This window comes from Paenibacillus sp. D2_2, from assembly GCF_031199965.1.
GTDB lineage: Bacteria > Bacillota > Bacilli > Paenibacillales > Paenibacillaceae > Fontibacillus.
This window is the reverse complement of sequence record NZ_CP133605.1, coordinates 2,191,758-2,211,613: the sequence shown is the minus strand read 5'-3', so window position 1 is coordinate 2,211,613 and position 19,856 is coordinate 2,191,758. Positions and strand designations below refer to the sequence as shown.

Sequence of the window (19,856 nt, the reverse complement as noted above, 5' to 3'; positions counted from 1 at the left end):
GCGATTTAATCTGTATTGATCAATATTATGGTATCGATTATAATCATAGAAATTATCTATCGATAAAGGGGGCTACGAATGGAACACCGGTTATTAGAGTACTTTCTGGCTGTTAGCGAGGAGCTTCATTTTACGAGAGCGGCTGAGAAATTAGGCATTTCACAGCCTACATTAAGCCACCAGATCCGACTGCTAGAACATGAGCTTGGAGCCCCGCTATTTCACCGTTCTGGCAAGAAGACGATTCTAACCCAGGCCGGGCATATTCTGCTCGGGCACGCTTACCGGGTCATTAACGAACTCAAGCTGGCTCGTCAGGAAATTAATGAATTATCCGGGCTACAGAGGGGAAGCTGCGGATTGGCTGCTCAGGCAACCATTTATTAACTGATGCTCTAGTCGCTTTCCATCGCCTCTATCCCGGAATCGAGCTGACCGTTACAGAGCTTGCTACCGAGGAGACCAGAGATGGATTGTTGCACAATCAGCTGGATGTTGGTGTCGTATTTCTGCCTCTATTTGATGAACAACTGGTCTATCGTCCACTCTATGATGAAGAATTAGTGCTGGCCATTTCCACCAGCCATGAATATGCTACCTACTCCCACATAACGATTCAGCAGCTGGCCGAGGTCTCACTTGTGCTATTCCCGCAGAAGTTCCTGGTTCGGCAGATGATCGACTCCGCCTGTGCCGAGCTGGAGATTCAACTAAATCCTGTTATGGAGCTCTCCACCCTGGAATCTCAATTACATATGGCCGAACAAAGTGTAGGCGGTACGATTCTGCCCAAGTCCTATGGCAAGACCGTGATTAGCGAAAAGGTAGCGATTATTCCACTTGCCGATCCCGCACCACGCAAGAAAGTAGGCCTTGTCTATCGCAAGGATACGTCGATAAATCCGATCATCAGCGCTTTTGTCGACCACTTAATTATGATTTAATTACTCCAAATATGGCATGATCAAAGCTTCACTACACAAAAAAGCCAGGAACATCAATACGATGATCCCGGCTTTTTGATACATTTCAAACTCAGTCCTACAACATTTCACCTGAATAGAAAGAGCTTGGCAGCTTGTCAAAGTCATAATCTTTAAGCTCTTCCAATGTAATATTAGCATGAGCTCCTTCATGAACCATCAAGTTACTGTTCTCGCCAACATGAACTAAAATCACTGGTTTATCCGTCGCATAAGCGTAACCAAACTCCCAAGCTGTTCCTGTGTCTGAATAGTTCCCATGATAAATGCCCACAACAATTTCAGACCATTTAATATATTTAATATCGGTCATAAATGTTTCAATCGACCATTGACGTGAACCAAACTCCGCATTTTCATTACTTTTTCTAAATGGTGAAAATACGTTCATGCCTTTGTCGGCTAAAATCTTCTCTACCTGCTCAAGAACAGCGACCTCTTTATCGTTAAAGAATGGACTAGCGAGATAAACTCTCTTCATCTTCTTGTTGGCCTCCGATACGATGTATTCTGCATAGACAAGTTAAGCCAAGGGAGATCCCTGTTCTGCGCCCACTATTCCATTCTTTCTAAAATGCCTTTAATTAATGCAATAAAATTCACTCTAACCTTACCCGCTACTTCAATCACTTCTTCATGGTTCAGGGGCTGATCTAGAATACCGCAAGCCATATTTGTTAAGCAGGATATTCCGAGTACTTTCATATTTCCGTGGACAGCCACAATCGCCTCAGGGACTGTGGACATACCCACTGCATCGGCTCCCATCGTACGGATCATACGGATCTCAGCCGGAGTCTCGTATGTAGGTCCGCTCCACCATGCATAGACACCTTGTTGTAAATTCATGTTAAGGTCATTAGCAACTTCCCCAGCAAGTTTACGTAAATCAGGATTATAGGCTTGGGACAAATCTGGGAAGCGAGTGCCCAATTCATCGTTATTTGGCCCGATTAACGGATTCTGTCCAACCAGGTTGATATGATCTGTAATCAACATTAAATCCCCTGGATTAAAGCTTGTATTCACTGCTCCACATGCATTCGTAATAATAAGATTCTCAACTCCAAGCGCCTTCATTACACGCACTGGAAAAGTAACTTCATCTAAAGTAAAGCCTTCATAATAATGAAAACGCCCTTTCATAGCGGCTACTGTCTTCCCCTTCAATTGTCCAATCACCAACTCGTTGGCATGGCCAACAGCTGAAGACTGTGCAAAATGAGGAATTTCGGTGTATGGGATTGTTACAGGGTTTTCGATATCGTTAGCAAGTGTTCCGAGGCCTGAGCCTAGAATCAATCCAATGGTAGGACAATCTTTTATCTTGCTCATAATGAAATTTTTTGCATCCAAAATATGTTGTGTGTTATGCATGAATTTTTCCTCCTTGAAATGTCGAACTAATGCAATTGTATGGTATTTGATTCAGTCTCGTCTATAGAAATAATCTCATCACAAGTGTATTGTAATAAACTCCGTTAATTCATGATAGGTTAACCATAACACAAAGAACCTTCAAATCCGCCAAGCGCGGACTTGAAGGTTCTTCATTATTCTATAAATAGATCCAATAAAACGCTTAGATCACCACTTAATAAATCAGCAGATCAACAATTTCATCTTGTTTTTCGATGTGGGCCATGATCTTGCCGATCGACTTACGGTCCGCAAGCGGCGCCGATTCTGAGCTAAAGCTATAAGCTTGCCCTTCCCGAGTCATCGCCACAATCGTAATTGGCTCCTTACAATGGAAGCCGCCTGCAATCCGGCTGCCGTTTGGCTTAACACGCTTGCCTTCCTTGAATTCAAATGTCTGCACTCCCTTGCCTCCACGGCTTTGGAGCGGATAATCGAGCAGCAGGCTGCGCTTCGCATAGCCTAGATCTGAGATAACGAGCAACTCGCCTTCATCGCCTTGAACCCATAGCGCGCTGACGACCTCATCGTCCTCCTTCAGACCGATACCCTTCACACCAGCAGACACGCGACCCATCGCATTCACTTCATTCTCAGCGAAGCGAATGGCCATCCCTTGCTTCGTTAACAGAACAATATCCTGACTGCCTCGGCTAATCTGAACTTTAATAATTTCGTCCCCATCCGCCACTTTGCAGGCCGCAACTGCCGTCGAACGCTTCGTCTCGTATTCCTTCAATTCCGTACGTTTCACTTGTCCGCGTTTTGTTACGAAGACAAGACTGACGCCCGCTTCATCGAAAGATTTGAGCGGAATGGCTCCGATGATAGTATCTTCTTTGGCCAGTGGTATGACGTTAACAATCGCGGTTCCGTTGTCCTTCCATTTGAACTCGGGAATCTGATGCACCGGCAACAGGAAGTATTGTCCGCGCTGTGTAAAGATGAGAATATTCTGCAACGTATCCACATCAAACACATGTCTGACATAGTCGCCTTCCTTCACCCCGGAGCCATCACGCTCGCCGCCGGAACGGGTGAACGAGAGCATGCTAGTCCGCTTAATATAGCCCTCGTTGGACAGAGTCACCAGCACGTCCTCCTGAGCAACCATCACCTCAAGATTAACCTTAAGCTCTTCCACTTCGCTCTGAATCTCCGAGCGACGGTCAATCCCGTATTTCTCACGGATTTCTAACAACTCTTTCTTGATCAGAGCCACGAGTTTCTTATCGCTCTCCAGAATCCCGCGTAATACAGCGATCTTCTTCACGATCTCGTCGAGCTCTTTCTGTAGCGAAGTAATCTCCAAATTCGTTAAACGGTATAATTGCAAAGTAAGAATCGAGTCTGCCTGACGTTCCGTAAAGCCGAACATCCATTGCAGATTGTTCTGTGCATCTTGACGATTCTTCGAAGCTTTGATCGCCGCAATAACTTCGTCCAAAATATTAAGCGCCTTGACCAGACCTTCGAGCACATGAGCGCGGTCTTCCAGCTTCTCTAGCTCATATTGCGTCCGGTGCGTCACAACCTCACGCTGGTGAGCGATATACGCTTCAAGAATCGCTTTTAAGCCGAGCTGGCGCGGAGCTTTGTTGACGATCGCTACCATATTAAAATTATAAGTGACCTGTAGGTCGGTCTTCTTCAGCAGATAAGCCAGAATCCCTTGGGCATCAGCATCTTTCTTCAGTTCAATGACAATCCGCAGACCGTTACGTCCACTCTCATCACGAACCTCAGCGATCCCGTCTACCTTTTTCTCCAGCCGAATATTTTCCATTGCCGTCACCAGACGGGATTTAACAACCTGATACGGGATTTCTGTTACGATAATCTGCTGCTTACCACCGCGCAGGTTCTCGATCTCTGTCTTGGAACGCAAGTAGATGCGCCCTTTCCCGGTGCGATAGGCATCGAAGATGCCTTCCTCGCCCATAATGATTCCGCCTGTAGGGAAATCCGGCCCTTTAACGATGGAAGTAATCTCCTCCAATCCAAGCTCTGGCCGTTCCATAACAGCAATACAAGCATCAATAACTTCGCGTAGATTATGCGGAGGTATCTCCGTTGCAAATCCTGCTGAAATCCCGCTAACTCCGTTAACGAGCAGATTAGGATAACGGGATGGCAGTACCACAGGCTCTAAAGTTGAGTTATCAAAGTTATCTTTGAACGGTACTGTCCGTTTCTCAATATCCCGCAGCAACTCCATCGCAATCGGTGACAGTCGCGCTTCTGTATAGCGCATCGCCGCTGCCGGATCGTCATCCTGGGAACCCCAGTTGCCATGACCATCAACCAGCATATGTCCCATCTTCCAAGGCTGAGCCATCCTCACCATGCCTTCATAAATCGAAGAGTCACCGTGTGGATGATAATTCCCCATCACATCGCCGACCGTTTTGGCCGACTTGCGGTAAGGCTTGTCCGGCGTATTCCCCGAATCATACATCGCATACAGTATCCGCCGCTGAACCGGCTTGAGCCCATCGCGCACGTCAGGAATGGCACGGTCCTGAATTATATATTTGGAATACCTGCCAAAGCGATCCCCTACGACCTCTTCCAAATAAGCCGGTAAGAAATTCTCCAACATACTCAAATCAAGTCACCCTCTATTCCTCATACTCCGTAAAATCGACGTTCTCTACGATCCAACGCTTGCGTGGGTCAACCTTATCCCCCATCAAGGTGGATACACGCCGTTCCGCCTTAGCTGCATCTTCAATCTTCACCTGCAGCATTGTACGGCTTTCCGGATTCATCGTCGTCTCCCACAGCTGATCCGGATTCATTTCCCCAGTCCTTTATAACGCTGCAACTCGAAATTTTTACCGAATTCCTTCAAATAATTTTGCAATTGCTCATCGCTCCATGCATATCGCACCGTCTCCAGCTTGCCTGAACGCCTCGTGATCTTGTACAGCGGAGGCTGGGCAATGTACACCCGACCGGCATCGATCAGTGGCTTCATATAACGATAGAAGAACGTTAGCAAGAGTACCTGAATATGTGCTCCATCAGTATCGGCATCCGTCATGATAACAATTTTTGCATAATTGCTATCCTCGACAGCGAATTCTGTGCCGATACCTGCACCGATCGCCGCAATAATGGCCCGATACTCATCGTTCTTCAGAATATCAGCCAGCTTGGCCTTCTCAGGGTTCATCGGCTTACCCTTCAGCGGCAGAATCGCCTGGAACTTGGAGTCCCGGCCCTGCTTCGCCGAGCCGCCAGCAGAATCCCCTTCGACAATGAACAGTTCATTGCGTGCATAATCCTTCGACTGTGCCGGAGACAGCTTGCCGCCAAGATTCGTGCTCTCGCTACGCTTTTTGCCGCTGCGCATCTCATCTCGCGCTTTACGTGCTGCTTCCCTCGCTTTGGAGGCCTGCACCGCCTTCTTGATCAGAACTTGAGCGACCTGCGGATTCTCCTCCAAGAACAGAGCCATTTTCTCGGATACGACAGACTCTACTGCACCCCGTGCGGAAGCACTCCCGAGTTGATCCTTCGTCTGACCGACGAATTCCACCTCAGACATCTTCACGCTGATGACAGCCATCATACCTTCACGTAGATCGTTGCCGTCCAGATTCTTATCCTTCTCTTTGAGAATCGAAGTTTTCCTTGCGTATTCATTCATGACGCGTGTGTACGCCGTTTTGAAGCCTGTCTCATGCGTACCGCCACCCCGAGTAGGAATCGAGTTAACAAAGGACACCAAAGTCTCCGTGTAGCCCACATTATATTGCAATGCTACCTCTACCTCGATCTCTTCCCGCTCTGCATAGAAGTGAACCACATCATGTAGCACGTCCTTGCCGTCATTCAGAAATTCGACAAATTGACTCGCGCCGCCCTCGTAAAAAAACTCGTCGGAGCGATCGGAACGCTCATCCTTCAAAGTCACCTTCAGACCCGAATTCAGAAAAGCGATTTCCTGCAATCGATCCGCGAGCGTATCATAATTAAGTCCAATCCCATTCGTAAACACTCGAATATCCGGCTTGAATGTTACCTTCGTACCGGTCTTATTCGTATTGCCGATAATTTCGAGTCCAGTTACCGGTTCACCAACATGTTCGACACCTTTTTATCCACCCAGTACTCGAATCGCATGCGGTGAATTTTGCCGTCACGATAGATCTCAACTTCAAGCCACTCGGATAGCGCGTTAGTTACGGAAGCGCCAACCCCATGCAGTCCCCCGGACTTCTTATAACCGGAGCCGCCGAACTTGCCCCCCGCATGCAGAATCGTATAGACGACCTGCGGCGTAGGAACACCGATCTTATGCATTCCAGTTGGAATACCGCGGCCATTATCTACTATGGTTACAGAACCATCCTTGTTCAATGTAATATCGATCTTGGAACAAAATTTGGCCAAATGCTCGTCGACCGCATTATCCACAATTTCCCAGACCAGATGATGAAGTCCCGACGAGCTCGTACTGCCAATATACATCCCTGGCCTTTTCCGTACTGCGACAAGCCCTTCGAGCACTTGAATGTCGTCCGCGTCGTATCCCGAAGATTCACTTCCGGAAGTGATGCCGGAAGCTTCTTCGAACAAATCGATTTGTTCCGCCATTCATGCTCCCCCTTTTACTTTCGTTATGTAGTCGTTAATGTACTACAAATCCAAATAAATGCAAACAAATGTTTTCTTATCCTTGTCCATTTTAATTCATGATATCCTGTTTCGTAAAGACAAGGAATGAGACGATTGTTGAACAAGCCGCCCAAATGGCAAGAACAGCGAGTGAAAAGCCCAGTGTCATGCCTTCTATTGGAGCCGGCGTCCCCGATAAATAGTTCGTAAGGCCGAGATTGACCATGAACAAATATTTAGCACTCGTCCAGGCTGATGCCATATTACTGAGAATATTACCAGCGATTAGCGCGGCCATCATAATGACAATGCTCGCAGCAGTACTGCGAACGAGCACCGATACCATAAAAGCTAGCATCGCAACCACAATTCCAACGAACCAGATTAACCCCGACTGCATGCAAATATATTTCCACTGTGGTACAGCATGGACATTGGACATATCCACCTCGGCACCATTCAATTGGAAGCCACTAAATACCGGAAGCTGAAATCCACTGTAACCAAAAAACAACCCGGAAATCAAGTAGCATATGAGCAGCGTAGAGACGATGATCAAAGAGACGAACATTATTAGCGTAATTAACTTGCTCAGCAGTATTTTCCACCTTCGGACCGGCCTTGTGAGTAGCATCTTGATCGTACCCGCCGTCCGCTCGGAGGATACAATATCTGATCCTACGCCCATGATCAAGAGAGGAATAAACAAAGATGAGGCGTTATCTAAAAATTCGCGGGTGAATGATACTCCACCAGGTTGAATCGGATTCACGTCATGTTCAAGATAATATTTCATCTGCTCGATATAGATTTTACGGTACTTCTTCCACTCCTCAGGAACACGGTCGCTGCCGAGTGAATTCTGATTATCCGTTATAGCCTGCTGGACCTCCCTGCGCCAGTCTGCGCCGAATTTCTCGCGTTTTGAAGCGGCTTCCCGCATCTGGGCATAGGTGAACATGGGGACGAGAACGAGCAGCACCAGTAGAACGACGTAAAAGCGCTTCTTCTTGATCATTTTTATCGTCTCATTCTTAATTAACAGCAGCAGATTATTCAACACCCTCACCATCCGTCATCTCCAGGAACAATTGTTCCAATGTTGGAATTACCTTCTGAACAGATCGAACTTGAAGCCCGGAGCTTACAAGCCGAGGCACAATTTCCGCAATATCATCCACCTGCATCTGGGTAACGATCGCCTCACCACCAAAACCAGCGATAATCGCATCATCCAGCACTTCATCCACATTCTCGACAATGCTGATTCCAAGGCTAGCCAGCATATTCTCTCCAGCGGAAGACGGCTCTAGTTCCCAGACAACATAACCTGTACTCGAGTCAAGTAGCTCATTAACAGCACCTACCGCAAGGACCCGGCCCCGGCTAATAATCGCTACATGATCACATAATACTTGAATTTCGCTGAGCAGATGGCTCGAGACGAACACAGCCAGCCCATCCTTTGCCAGGCGGCGGATGAAGCTGCGCATCTCCTTGATCCCTTTCGGATCAAGACCATTCGTTGGTTCATCGAGAATGAGCAGCTTCGGTCTGCCAAGTAGGGCTTGGGCAATTCCAAGACGCTGTCGCATTCCGAGCGAATATGTCCGTACTTTATCATGAATACGCTGATCAAGACCAACCAGATCAGCAACCTCTTGAATTCTCGCTGCATCGATCCCACGCAGCATCCTGGCGAACTGCTCTAAGTTTTCCCAACCTGTCAAATACGTATATACTTCTGGATTCTCTACAATCGACCCGACCATGCTAAGCGCACGTTCTGGATCCCGTTGTACATCATATCCACAGATCGTTACTTTCCCTTCGGTCGGTCGAATTAGATCAACTAGCATGCGAATCGTCGTTGTCTTCCCCGCCCCGTTCGGCCCGAGGAATCCGAAGATCTCTCCGGCTTTCACTTCGAACGATACATCCTGCACAATCCAGCGTTTGCCGATCCGCTTCTTCAAATGCTCTACCGACAAAATAATCTCATCATTTGCCTTCGTTAGATGATGCATCGCTAATCTTCTCCTCCTTAACTTATATCAGCGCGATGCTCTGTACAATCCGATCCGCAATCATCTGATAACCATCACTATTTGGATGGAAATGGTCACCAGATAAATATCGACCCAGATTGCTCGTAAATAAATCATAGGTTGGAATAACAATTGTGCCTGGATACTGATTCATCGTATCCAGTACATTCAAATTCCAATTCGCCACCGCACGATCTCCAGCTTCCTTCATGTCCTTCAAATCAGCAAAAGGATTGTATAAGCCAACATACACCAATTGCGCATCAGGATTAATCTTCTTTAGTTTGCTGACAATTTTCTTAAAATTCTCTCCCAATGTCTTCACCGCGGCATCCATCTCCGCCTCGGTCGGAAGCTCCCCGCTGCTCTGATAGCTCTGAGCCCCAGCGAATAAATCATTCCCGCCGATCGACAAAATGATGATTCCAGCCTGTTTGAGGCCATACTGGACTCCCGATTCATCGAGCATTGGTAATAGTGCCTTCGTCGTCAGCCCATTGATTCCGAGATTATTAACTAATTTAGATTCCTTGCCCTGCTTCGTTAATAACTGCACCGTTTTACGGGCAAATCCGTTGCCTGTATCATCTCCGGTGCCTTTGGCCAGCGAATCGCCAATGGCAGTAATATCGTAAGGCGACGCTGCCGTGACAGACAATTGTGCGCCGTCCCCGGGCTTTACCTTACTTGCCTGGCTTGCCGGCACCGTCATATCATAGACAGCATAGATAAATCCAACAATAAGCAGCAGTGTTGACACCGCCGAGAGCAGGCCGGTGACTCGCCATATTCGCGACGATTTATTCATGGTCGTGTTCCTCCTGTATGTGCCGAATCCCTGATCATATCCCATTAATTAATTCTAACCAACTTACGTAATAACATAAAACTTCCTGAACAAAGATGCAAATTCCACAACCGATCCGCCTTCATTTTTACACGAAAAAGCCTGAGAACAGCTTCTCAGGCTTGCTATACATCGTATTTTTGAAAATATGCCTAGCCTCCGTCAGTGTTTCCCACCAGATTCCCCCGCTCCTGCTCCATAGCCTCAAGCTGCCCCAGTAGATGAGCAAATTTGTCTCGAAGCTGCTCAGCCTCTGCTTTATACAACTCGTAACTCGCCAAATATTCCTTCATCTTCGCCTCGGCTAACCTCTTTTCCGTCAACGCGCGCCGGGCATAATCCTCCTGATGAGCCATGGCACCCATATGGGCTTGACGAATACGTCTATTGACGAATGCCTGCTGTTCTACATAGAGCTGCTTAAACTTTCCCTCCAGAGTAATCCGCCCTGCCAGTTCTCTCTCTGTATCCTCCAATTCCGCCTGAATCCGTAGAAGAACTTCATTCTGATCCTCTATATTTCCACAAGAATAATCCATACAATTATCTTCAAGCTGCTTCAGATCCACCGCCTCACTGCCTGTATTGTTATAATCATACTTCGTCAAATCCTGTTCCCGCTTGAAAAATGACATTCGTAGGTTCCTCCCTGCGATAAGTTATCCTCTTATGATATGTATGCAGACTCCAAGCGGTAAATGGCATAATAAAGAACCGTGACATCCGCCACGGCTTTAATTTTTATATTTAACTGTCTTAATAATTGCATCTTACAACCTATTTACCAATGAATTCCTGTACCCAATAACCGTTATAATAACCTACACCGATCAGCTTATATTTGGGGTTCAAGATGTTGGCACGATGACCGGGACTGTTCATCCAATCCTTCACGACTTCTTCAGCTGAGCGCTGTCCTTTGGCGATATTCTCGCCAGCGTAGAGATAAGTTATGTTATACGTATCCATCATATCAAAAGGAGAACCATATTTCGGCGAAGTATGGTCAAAATAACCGCTCCGATACATATCGATCGCTTTATCCTTGGCCATCTTCGATAAATTCGTGTGTACGGTCAAAGGCTCTAGCCCTGCCGAAGTCCGTTCTTTATTCACAAGCGCTACAACCTGAGCGGCCCGTTCCGCTTGAACCTGCGCATATACTGCCGCCATACTCTTACTTGCAACAGCAGCGCTTGCCGTTCCATGACCAGCAGGAGTTGCCGCCAGAGACACTGCCAATACGGAGAATATCAATCCCATCTTAGCAACCTTCATCTTCATTTTCTTCAATGATTTATCCCCTCCTCAGCATGGTAATCAATCTGGAAAATAGTCTCTTTTATTCTACCATGCTTGTCCTTCGCTTGCATCGGAATATGATGGAAAAAGCGGGTCCGCTTCCGGAACCCGCCTAATATCATCGCAGAGGATAACGATTACCGTTTTGCAGCATATTTCCGCATATCAAATGCTACTGCAGCAACGATAATGGCGCCCTTTATAATCTGCTGCCAGTAAGGTCCTACTCCAATGAAGGTCAAGCCATAGTTAATTACTGTGAAGATTAACACCCAGCCATAACGCCGGGAACCGTACCAATACCGCCTGTAGTCGATACGCCGCCAACAACACAAGCAGCGATCGCATCAAGCTCATACATATTGCCATAGTTATTCGTCGCTCCGCCGGTTCTGGCCGCTTCTAGTACACCTGCCGTACCGTATAAGGCACCAGCAATCGAATAAATGATCATTAAAGTTAGGACAACATTAATACCGGATACTTTAGCAGCCTGCATATTTCCACCAATTGCGTACATATTTTTGCCGAGCCGCGTCTTGTTGAACAACACCCATACGATCAGACATACGGCGATCGCAATAAGCACAATATAAGGTATTGAGAATGCACCCATCTTAAAAAATCCTGATCCTATCGTTGTAAAATCTGCTCTAAGTCCTCCGATGGGCTGTGAGTTGTTGGGAGCTGTATCGAAATATAAAGAGTTGATCCCGTATATCGCAACCATCGTACCTAATGTCGCGATAAAAGGGGGAACCTTGAACTTGGAGACGATCACCCCATTGATTAGGCCGAAGATCACACCTACTACGATAGCTATAAATATTGGGGTCATCACCCAAAGTTGCGGCAGATCAGGAAAGAAGCGACGTGCATAGTCCGGTTGCTGAAGCATTGACGCTGATATGACCGCCGTTAATCCGACCATTCGGCCTGCCGACAAATCTGTCCCGCCCGTAATCAGAATAAAGGCTACACCAAGCGCAATAATGACGCGGGTTGATGATTGAATCAGAATATCCCGCAATGTATTAAAGCCAATAAAGCTGGGTTCATAGATTGCGATTGCTATCACAAGCACGGCTAATACAATATAAATGGCATTTTCCGTTACAAAGCTTTGAATTTTTCTAATATCCATTCATCTTCTCTCCTTCTTATGCTCTAATGTTGAGCGGCCAAACGCATGATTTCTTCTTCCGAGGCTTCACTACCATTCAGTATGCCGGTGATCCGGCCCTCGGACATAACCATCACACGGTCGGACATACCGAGCAGTTCCGGCATTTCAGATGAAATCATAATGATACTCTTACCCTGTTGGGCCAGGTCAGCAATGATCGTATAAATCTCATATTTAGCACCAACATCGATTCCGCGTGTCGGTTCATCTAACAGCAAAATTTCGGGACTCGTAAGCAACCAGCGTGCAAGCAGCACTTTCTGTTGGTTACCACCCGATAGATTCATAATCAACGTCTTGGGAGAAGGGGTTTTAGTTCGTAATTTTGTTACCATTTCATTGACCTCGTCCCGTTTCTTCCGTTCATTTAGTAATAAATAAGGCCTGACATATCTTCGCATATTGGCTATGGCTGCATTCTCATGAACCGACAATACTGGAAAAATCCCCGTAGTGCGCCTCTCTTCTGTCAACAGAGCCATACCATGCCGTTTGGCTGCAGCAGCGCTCTTGATTCGCACCATTTTTCCATTCAGTGTGATCGATCCGGACTGGACCTCACGCAAGCCGAACAAAGCCTCAATTAGCTCAGTCCGTTGCGCTCCTACCAATCCGCCGATGCCAAGTATCTCACCTCTGCGCAGTTCGAAGGATATATTGTTAAACGATTTTGGATGAATCGAAGTCAGCCCTTCCACTTTGAGAACAACACCGTTCGGCACATTATTCCGCGGCGGGAAACGCTGCGTTAAATCGCGACCGACCATCTTAGAAATAATCAGATCGGTTGTCAACTCCTCGGCTGCCCATGTACCGATCTTCTTGCCGTCGCGCATGATTGTAACCTCGTCGGAAATTTGCAGAATTTCCTCCATCTTGTGCGAGATGTAAATGATCGACACGCCGCGGCTCTTTAATTCCTGAATGATCTTGAATAAATGCTCGACTTCCACACTCGTTAAGGACGAGGTAGGTTCATCCATTACGATAATCTTAGAATTAAAAGATACGGCCTTAGCGATCTCAATGGACTGAATTTTAGATACAGATAGCTTTCCGACAATGGTATCCGGTTTAATATCAATATCTAATTGTTTGAACAATGCCTCCGTATCACGGTACATCTTCTTATGGTCAATAAATAATAACCACCAAGATGGAAAGCGTCCGAGCCAAATATTCTCCATCACACTGCGGAACGGCACGGGATGTAGCTCCTGATGGATCATCGATATCCCCATCTGGAGCGCATCACGCGAACTATTAATCTCTACCTTTTGTCCGTTTAAATAGATATCACCTGCATCCTGCTTATAAATGCCGAACAAACACTTCATTAAGGTGGACTTCCCAGCACCGTTCTCACCCATTAACGCGTGAACCGTCCCCGGTCTGACCTGTAAGGTAACGTCGTCAAGTGCCTTGACGCCCGGAAATTCCTTCGATATCCCCTTCAATTCCAAAACATATTGCTGATCTATCATCATGTCAGCCTCCTAATCTATTGTTCCGTAAAAGAGGCACAGCGAACGTATTCTTCATACATGCTGCTACGTAAAAACTGAAAGGTTCGCACCTTTCGGCAACGAACCTTCCAACGATCGTACTACAAACGAAGCTGCTGCCAATCTGCGGTTATTTGAAGTTGGCTGCGTTGTCTTTCGTCACTTTTTGATATGGGACCCAGACATACTGATTCTCAGTAATCTCGTAGCCTACGGAATCCTTATTCACTTCTTTGCCTTGAGCTAGCAGTGAAGCGATCTTGATAGACGCTTTCCCCTGGTTCTCAGCGTCATTGAGCACAGTACCAAGCAATGTCCCCTGCTCCAGAGCCTGAATAGCGGGAGCGGTGGCATCTACACCCACAACCGGTATAAATTTATCGCCATTAAAATATCCTGCTGCCTTCAGAGCTTCGATCGCTCCAAGTGCCATATCGTCATTGTTGGCAAACACAGCTTCGATTTTGTCGCCGTGAGCTGCCAAGAAGGCTGCCATCTTCTCTTGACCTTTGACACGGTCCCACATGGCCGTATCCTCTGCAAGCTTCTCTACTTTGATCCCGGCGTCTTCAAGAGCCTGAATCGAATATTGAGTACGAAGTTCGGCATCCTGATGCCCTGGTTCGCCTTTTAACATCACGTATTGCAGAACCCCGTCTCCATTCTTATCTGCTTCAGGATGCGCCTTCCAGTAGTCTGCAATAATTTGACCTGACATTGTGCCGGATTCTTCAGCTTTAGCACCGACGTAATAGACCTTATCCCATTTCTTCATATCCTCTGGAAGTGGCTCACGATTCAAGAATACGACAGGTGTATCCTTCGCTTTGGCCTTATCGATAATAACACCCGCTGCCGTACGATCCACCGGATTCACAATCAGCGCCTTCATCTTCTTCGTTAAGAATAGATCGATTTTGTCATTCTGCGTCGGCTGCGAGTTCTGGCTATCTACAATATCAACCGAAGCGATACCTTTAGCATTCTTCTCAATGGCATTCCGTACGCCTGTCATAAAAGTATCATCAAATTTGTAAATCGCTACGCCGACCTTCGGCGTATCTCCGCTACCTCCACTCGAACTGTTACAACCGGCCATAACCGTTCCGAGCATAACGAGCCCCAGCAATACGGACGTTATTTTTTTCATGCTATTGACCTCCTCGTTTTGAATACGTTTACATTATGACGGAAAATTAATGGCTTGCGAATTAAGAAAACTGCGCTCTTATATCAAAATTCTAATGTAATTGGATTTTTCGCTTAGTTATTTTACAAAAGGGAACATCAGCTTCTGATTTTCCGGCCAGAGCATATTGTCAAGGTCAATCAATTTGGCAGTAGTCGGAATTTTATCGTTCAGTTTGGCTCCGTGTGCGGCCTGTACTGCGGCATAAACCGCCATATAACCGTTATTGAACGGATTCTGTACCACCATCGCTTGAATCGTCCCCTCCTGAAGCAACTCCAGCATTTCAGAAGGGTTGTCGAAGGTGATCACATTGACAATCCCCGCATACCCCATCTCCTGCACTGCTAAACCGGCTCCGATTGAGGACTCTGCGCTTAGTGAGACGAGCCCCCTTATACGAGGATGCTCCTGTAGCATTTTACGGGTAAGCTCATACGCCAACGTCTCGTCTGAGCCGCTATATACAATGTCTACGATTTCGATACCCGAGAACCGGGCCATATAATCTAGGAAGCCCTCCTCCCGTTCATCTGTACTGCGTGCTCCTTTGACGAAGTTAATGATACCGATCTCCCCGTGCCCACCAGTCAATTCGCTGAGGCGTTTTGCTGCTGTCTGACCTGCTTCATAGTTGTTCGTACCCACATAGGTTTTTATTTTCGTCGAGGCAACCTCAGAATCCATAGAAATGACCGGAATATTATAATAAGATGTCTGGTCAGTTACCTGACCTAGTGCCTCATAATCGCTGGCGGCCAGCACTATAGCATCCGGCCTTCTAACGATGGATTCCTGCATCAGCTTGATTTGCTGCTTATAATCGTTCTCTTGATTCGGGGCTAGAAAATTCAGCTCCACATTGTATTCCTTCGCAGCCACTTCAGCCCCCATACGAATCGTTTTCCAATAATCTCCCCGCTCCATTTTTACGATCATATCGATCGTTAGCGGCTTATCATTACTCTGTATGTTTCCGGTGGGAGTACAAGCTGTAAGGGCAGAAAAACCAAGTACAACCATCAATCCTCTCAGCAAGCAATTTCTAAGATTCATTTACGCTCCCTCCAGTCTTGTGATCGTCTGAGCGCTGTACCGGTAGCGTAATCGTGACGATCGTCCCTTCTTCAGGCTCGCTCTCATAATGCAATCCATATGACTTCCCGTAATAGAGCTGAATTCGTGTCTGCACATTGAACACGCCCACGCCTGAACCGCTCTCGCTTCGAATATCACCACTTAATAGCTTCGCCAGCTGCTCCTTCGTCATCCCAATCCCATTATCGCGGATCGTAAATATTAGCTTCTCATCCTGTAAATGCGCGTGGATGAAGATCATTCCTTCTTCCACTGAATTTTCGATGCCATGATGGATCGAATTTTCAATGAGCGGCTGCAAAATCAGCTTCAAGGTTTGGCAATCCAGGACCGCCTCATCTGCCTTGATTTCATAATGGAATTTGTTCTTGAAGCGAATGGATTGAATAATCAAATAATGCCGAATATGCTCTAATTCATCCTTTACTGTGATGATCGGTTTTCCCTTGCTCAAGCTAAGCCGGAAAAATCGTGATAATGAAGTGATCGTCGTTACGACTTCTTTATTACGTCCCATTTCAGCCATTCTCGTAATTGAATTCAGCGTATTGTAGAGAAAATGAGGGTTAATCTGCGATTGTAATACGTCGAATTCACTCTTGCGCTTGGCTTCCTGCTCTTGAATAATTTGATCCATCAACTCACGAATCCTCCGCAGCATCAGATTGAAACGTTTGGATAACTGCTCAACCTCATAGGCGCCTCCAACAGAAATATGTGTAGAAAAGTCACCTTTCTCCACCTGCTTGACTGATTGCTCCAAGCGCCGTAGCGGGTTGGATATTTTCGCCGAAACATAAATATTGATAATCAAGATAATCATGATCGACATGAGCAAAAACTGATACAAAAAGTCCGCCAATTCCTTCTTCGTACTCAAAAATTCATCCGCGTAGGCGACACCGATAATTTTCCATCCCACCGTCTTCACCGTTTGAATTGTAATGATCCTCTGCTCGCCGTTCTGATCATCCAGATAGCTTCCATATGTATAGTTAAGCACAGGTTCTAGATTTTCATATTTCAGGCCAGCGTAAATCAATTGCTGCTGCGGATGGTATACGATATTGCCGATTCCGTCGATGATGTACACATAACCGTTCTTGCCTAAGCTGACGCGCTGGCTCAATTGATCGATCGTACGGAAGTTAAAGTCGATGACGAGAACCCCTTCTCTCATTCCAGTCTCATCCCTATAGTCGATCATTTTACTCATCGAGACGACCCAGCGATAATCACTCTTGAACAGGTTCTGAATATGCGGAGGCGTAAATTGTAGCGTCCCAGGCATCAGCAGAGCCGCATCGAACCAGTTCTGTTCCGTAAGCTTCGTATTTTTACGCATCGGTTGTGCAGGGACGCTATTCACCAATTGCCCGTCATTCGTAAAAAGTGCGATAGAGACTAGATCCTCCCGGGTGCTCAGTATCGTATCCATTTGTTCACCAAGCAGCTCGTTATGCGATACATTCGAGGCTTGACCAATCTTATCCTGGGTTACATTAAAGATGTCCTCCATCCCGCTGACGTACAGCTCCAGATTGGAATTAACCTGTTCAACGATCTGCTTCAGGTTCAAATAAGCATTCTCTTCGGCAACCTTGGAGAATCTTCCGTACAGCATCAGACTTGCCAGTACAACGACAAGCACAGTAATCGTAATCGAAGAGCTAGAAATCAGCACCTGAATATTTCGAAAATGGAAGCCTTTAATAAAGCGTGTCAATACACGCCACCATGACCTCATACGGTCTGTGCCCCATTCCGATAATCTTTCGGAGATAAGCCGTATTTCTTACGAAAGCAGAAGCTAAAATAATTCGGGTCAGAGAATCCTACCCGCTCAGCGATCTCAAACGATTTCATATCCGTTGTCGCCAATAAATTCTTTGCTTCCTCCATTCGTATATTCTGCAAATAGTTCACGAAAGTAAGCTTCGTTTCCTTTTTGAAAATATTGCTGAAGTAGCCTGTGCTGATATGCAGATGGGCGCACACTTTATTAATCGAGATATCCTGTTCGGAATATTTATCCATGATATAATCTTTAGCTTGCTGTACCAGCTGGTGGTAACTCGTCTGCCGCCGACTTGATATCATTTGCTTCAGCTTCAGGCATAGCTCGGTAAACCAGGCGCGGGCTTCGTCCACATGCGTAAATCTGAATATTTGCCCGATAAATCCTCCGCCCTCACCCAATAATTTTTCAAAATCGATATGTATATCATTGGCGGCCTTGATAACCGCGGTTAGCATGACCAGTAGACGCAGCTGGAAATCGTGAAGCGATTTGCGACAGTCAATTAGACTGCCGAACATTTGCTCTAGCAGCAACCTTAACTCATCATCACTTCCCACCTTCAGGCAGCGGATTAGTTCCTGCTCCTTCAATTCATCAAACACAAACACGCTATCTCCGGGAGATTCTACATCGCCTATGTATATTAGTTTGTTGCCGCCGAGAACAAGGCGATAGTCCAGTGCATGCATCGCTTCTTTATAAGAATAATAGCTATCTGACAACGACGAGCGAGCTGTTCCCACACCAACTGTGACACTTAGCTTGAGAAACCGCTCCACACTGAATCTGATCTCCTCCAGCCATTTAAGCGTCGAATTTACTGCCTGCTCTGCCCCCGGATCGTCATACACGCTGAGCAGAACAACATCATCATGATGAATGAATGCCTGATCCCTAGAATGCTCGCGAATCATCTCGGTCACGATGTTGAGCACGGCAAATAATTGCAGCTGCTGATCATCCGTTTCACGCAATGAGAGCTTGTTCACCAGCTTCTGATTGCTTCCTGGCCCTATTCCCTCCGCCAGACGGATCGCTCGGTCAATCCTGATAATCGAGGTCACATATGCTTCACCTTGCAGTTGTAAATTATAGCCGCGGCATTTCTCGACGATTTCTTGCTGCGAGAGCGGCCTGGATACTAGAGATGATAGAAACAAGCGCTGCAGCACAGGTAGATTACGCTTATAGTGCTCCGTTAACAACTGCACGTTTTTGCGAGCCTCCAGCTCACCATCAATTTGGAGTTTAACTTTACGCAGCACCTCGGCCAGTTCCTCTGAAGAGAACGGCTTAAGCACATATTCGTTAACATCCAGCTGAATCGCCCGCTGCGCGTACTCAAACTGCTCATAACCTGTCAGAATAATAACCTTGGTCGCAGGATGCGTCTGACGAATCCATTCTGTTAACTTCAGACCATCCATGAAGGGCATCTGTATATCGGTTACAACAACATCTGGCACATGCTTTTCTATAAGATCGACGGCCTCTCTACCATTTTCGGCAGTATCGACGATCTGATAGCCAATACTCTCCCAATCTATCAGGTCGAGCAGTCCCTCTCTAACGTCTTCCTCATCGTCAGCTAGGATTAATTTGTACACGTCATCTCCCGCCTTCTTATAGAGGTAGTTCAAAAAGTTCAACCTTCTCGGTGCTGAAAACCGCCCTTTTTGAACTCTCACTTATTTGATTAATCCTCTAATCGCCAAAGATTTTATCGTACTCTACAATAAAAGTAAATTAAGGAAATCAGTCCCCGATCTCGACTTTGGTCTAGTATTAATTCGGTCTTCGGACCATTTCGGTATTCCAAGGAAACGATTACCATGGTAATATCAAATGGATA

Annotated in this window: 15 protein-coding genes and 2 pseudogenes; 2 read left to right on the top strand and 15 right to left on the bottom strand. The window is 46.4% G+C overall.

What is annotated here, in order from left to right:
* Positions 1-78 precede the first annotated feature (78 nt).
* Both RE628_RS11030 and RE628_RS11025 read left to right on the top strand, forming a co-directional pair.
* A complete protein-coding gene (locus tag RE628_RS11030) occupies positions 79-387 on the top strand; it encodes a LysR family transcriptional regulator (protein ID WP_309158731.1) in 309 nt (102 codons plus the stop codon).
* Positions 330-944: a LysR family transcriptional regulator substrate-binding protein gene (locus tag RE628_RS11025; RefSeq protein WP_309159439.1), complete on the top strand. Its 615-nt coding sequence runs from the start codon at positions 330-332 to the stop codon at positions 942-944. The genes RE628_RS11030 and RE628_RS11025 overlap by 58 nt, the downstream gene beginning before the upstream one ends.
* Positions 945-1,041: 97 nt before the next feature.
* On the opposite strand, the gene RE628_RS11020 is transcribed toward RE628_RS11025, so the two are convergent.
* The 15 genes and pseudogenes from RE628_RS11020 to RE628_RS10950 form a co-directional block, all read right to left on the bottom strand.
* Complete coding sequence (locus RE628_RS11020; protein ID WP_309158729.1) at positions 1,042-1,464, bottom strand: nucleoside 2-deoxyribosyltransferase; 423 nt, start codon at positions 1,462-1,464, stop codon at positions 1,042-1,044.
* A gap of 74 nt (positions 1,465-1,538) precedes the next feature.
* Complete coding sequence (locus tag RE628_RS11015) at positions 1,539-2,360, bottom strand: purine-nucleoside phosphorylase (RefSeq protein WP_309158728.1); 822 nt, start codon at positions 2,358-2,360, stop codon at positions 1,539-1,541.
* Between the two features lie 217 nt (positions 2,361-2,577).
* Complete coding sequence (gene gyrA, locus RE628_RS11010; protein WP_309158727.1) at positions 2,578-5,010, bottom strand: DNA gyrase subunit A; 2,433 nt, start codon at positions 5,008-5,010, stop codon at positions 2,578-2,580.
* A 13-nt stretch (positions 5,011-5,023) separates the two neighbouring features.
* Positions 5,024-7,007 (bottom strand): annotated as a pseudogene (gene parE, locus RE628_RS11005) (DNA topoisomerase IV subunit B).
* Between the two features lie 91 nt (positions 7,008-7,098).
* On the bottom strand, positions 7,099-8,088 hold the full coding sequence (locus RE628_RS11000; protein ID WP_309159438.1) for an ABC transporter permease: 990 nt from the start codon (positions 8,086-8,088) through the stop codon (positions 7,099-7,101).
* Positions 8,081-9,055 (bottom strand): ABC transporter ATP-binding protein, encoded by a 975-nt coding sequence (locus tag RE628_RS10995; RefSeq protein ID WP_309158726.1) that lies wholly within the window; start codon positions 9,053-9,055, stop codon positions 8,081-8,083. Before RE628_RS10995 ends, RE628_RS11000 begins: the two co-directional genes overlap by 8 nt.
* Before the next feature lie 22 nt (positions 9,056-9,077).
* Positions 9,078-9,884: a GDSL-type esterase/lipase family protein gene (locus RE628_RS10990; protein ID WP_309158725.1), complete on the bottom strand. Its 807-nt coding sequence runs from the start codon at positions 9,882-9,884 to the stop codon at positions 9,078-9,080.
* 191 nt (positions 9,885-10,075) lie between these two features.
* A complete protein-coding gene (locus RE628_RS10985; RefSeq protein ID WP_309158724.1) occupies positions 10,076-10,558 on the bottom strand; it encodes a PspA/IM30 family protein in 483 nt (160 codons plus the stop codon).
* A 142-nt stretch (positions 10,559-10,700) separates the two neighbouring features.
* The gene (locus tag RE628_RS10980) at positions 10,701-11,207 is read right to left on the bottom strand and encodes a CAP domain-containing protein (protein WP_309159437.1); all 507 of its coding nucleotides are present in this window, start codon (positions 11,205-11,207) and stop codon (positions 10,701-10,703) included.
* A gap of 155 nt (positions 11,208-11,362) precedes the next feature.
* Positions 11,363-12,369 (bottom strand): annotated as a pseudogene (mglC, locus tag RE628_RS10975) (galactose/methyl galactoside ABC transporter permease MglC).
* A gap of 23 nt (positions 12,370-12,392) precedes the next feature.
* A complete protein-coding gene (locus RE628_RS10970) occupies positions 12,393-13,895 on the bottom strand; it encodes a sugar ABC transporter ATP-binding protein (protein ID WP_309159436.1) in 1,503 nt (500 codons plus the stop codon).
* 151 nt (positions 13,896-14,046) lie between these two features.
* Positions 14,047-15,066 (bottom strand): galactose ABC transporter substrate-binding protein, encoded by a 1,020-nt coding sequence (locus RE628_RS10965; protein WP_309158723.1) that lies wholly within the window; start codon positions 15,064-15,066, stop codon positions 14,047-14,049.
* A 117-nt stretch (positions 15,067-15,183) separates the two neighbouring features.
* A complete protein-coding gene (locus RE628_RS10960; RefSeq protein WP_309158722.1) occupies positions 15,184-16,161 on the bottom strand; it encodes a substrate-binding domain-containing protein in 978 nt (325 codons plus the stop codon).
* The gene (locus tag RE628_RS10955) at positions 16,151-17,950 is read right to left on the bottom strand and encodes a sensor histidine kinase (RefSeq protein ID WP_309158721.1); all 1,800 of its coding nucleotides are present in this window, start codon (positions 17,948-17,950) and stop codon (positions 16,151-16,153) included. The genes RE628_RS10960 and RE628_RS10955 overlap by 11 nt, the downstream gene beginning before the upstream one ends.
* On the bottom strand, positions 17,947-19,611 hold the full coding sequence (locus RE628_RS10950) for a response regulator (RefSeq protein ID WP_309158720.1): 1,665 nt from the start codon (positions 19,609-19,611) through the stop codon (positions 17,947-17,949). Before RE628_RS10950 ends, RE628_RS10955 begins: the two co-directional genes overlap by 4 nt.
* Positions 19,612-19,856: the final 245 nt, after the last annotated feature.

Excerpts from the sequence above, each read along its gene's own strand:
- RE628_RS11030 (WP_309158731.1), top strand. The coding sequence starts at position 79 with ATGGAACACCGGTTATTAGAGTACTTTCTGGCTGTTAGCGAGGAGCTT.
- RE628_RS11020 (WP_309158729.1), bottom strand. The coding sequence starts at position 1,464 with ATGAAGAGAGTTTATCTCGCTAGTCCATTCTTTAACGATAAAGAGGTC.
- RE628_RS11015 (WP_309158728.1), bottom strand. The coding sequence starts at position 2,360 with ATGCATAACACACAACATATTTTGGATGCAAAAAATTTCATTATGAGC.
- RE628_RS10995 (WP_309158726.1), bottom strand. The coding sequence starts at position 9,055 with ATGCATCATCTAACGAAGGCAAATGATGAGATTATTTTGTCGGTAGAG.
- RE628_RS10990 (WP_309158725.1), bottom strand. The coding sequence starts at position 9,884 with ATGAATAAATCGTCGCGAATATGGCGAGTCACCGGCCTGCTCTCGGCG.
- RE628_RS10985 (WP_309158724.1), bottom strand. The coding sequence starts at position 10,558 with ATGTCATTTTTCAAGCGGGAACAGGATTTGACGAAGTATGATTATAAC.
- RE628_RS10980 (WP_309159437.1), bottom strand. The coding sequence starts at position 11,207 with ATGAAGATGAAGGTTGCTAAGATGGGATTGATATTCTCCGTATTGGCA.
- RE628_RS10970 (WP_309159436.1), bottom strand. The coding sequence starts at position 13,895 with ATGATAGATCAGCAATATGTTTTGGAATTGAAGGGGATATCGAAGGAA.
- RE628_RS10965 (WP_309158723.1), bottom strand. The coding sequence starts at position 15,066 with ATGAAAAAAATAACGTCCGTATTGCTGGGGCTCGTTATGCTCGGAACG.
- RE628_RS10960 (WP_309158722.1), bottom strand. The coding sequence starts at position 16,161 with ATGAATCTTAGAAATTGCTTGCTGAGAGGATTGATGGTTGTACTTGGT.
- RE628_RS10955 (WP_309158721.1), bottom strand. The coding sequence starts at position 17,950 with ATGAGGTCATGGTGGCGTGTATTGACACGCTTTATTAAAGGCTTCCAT.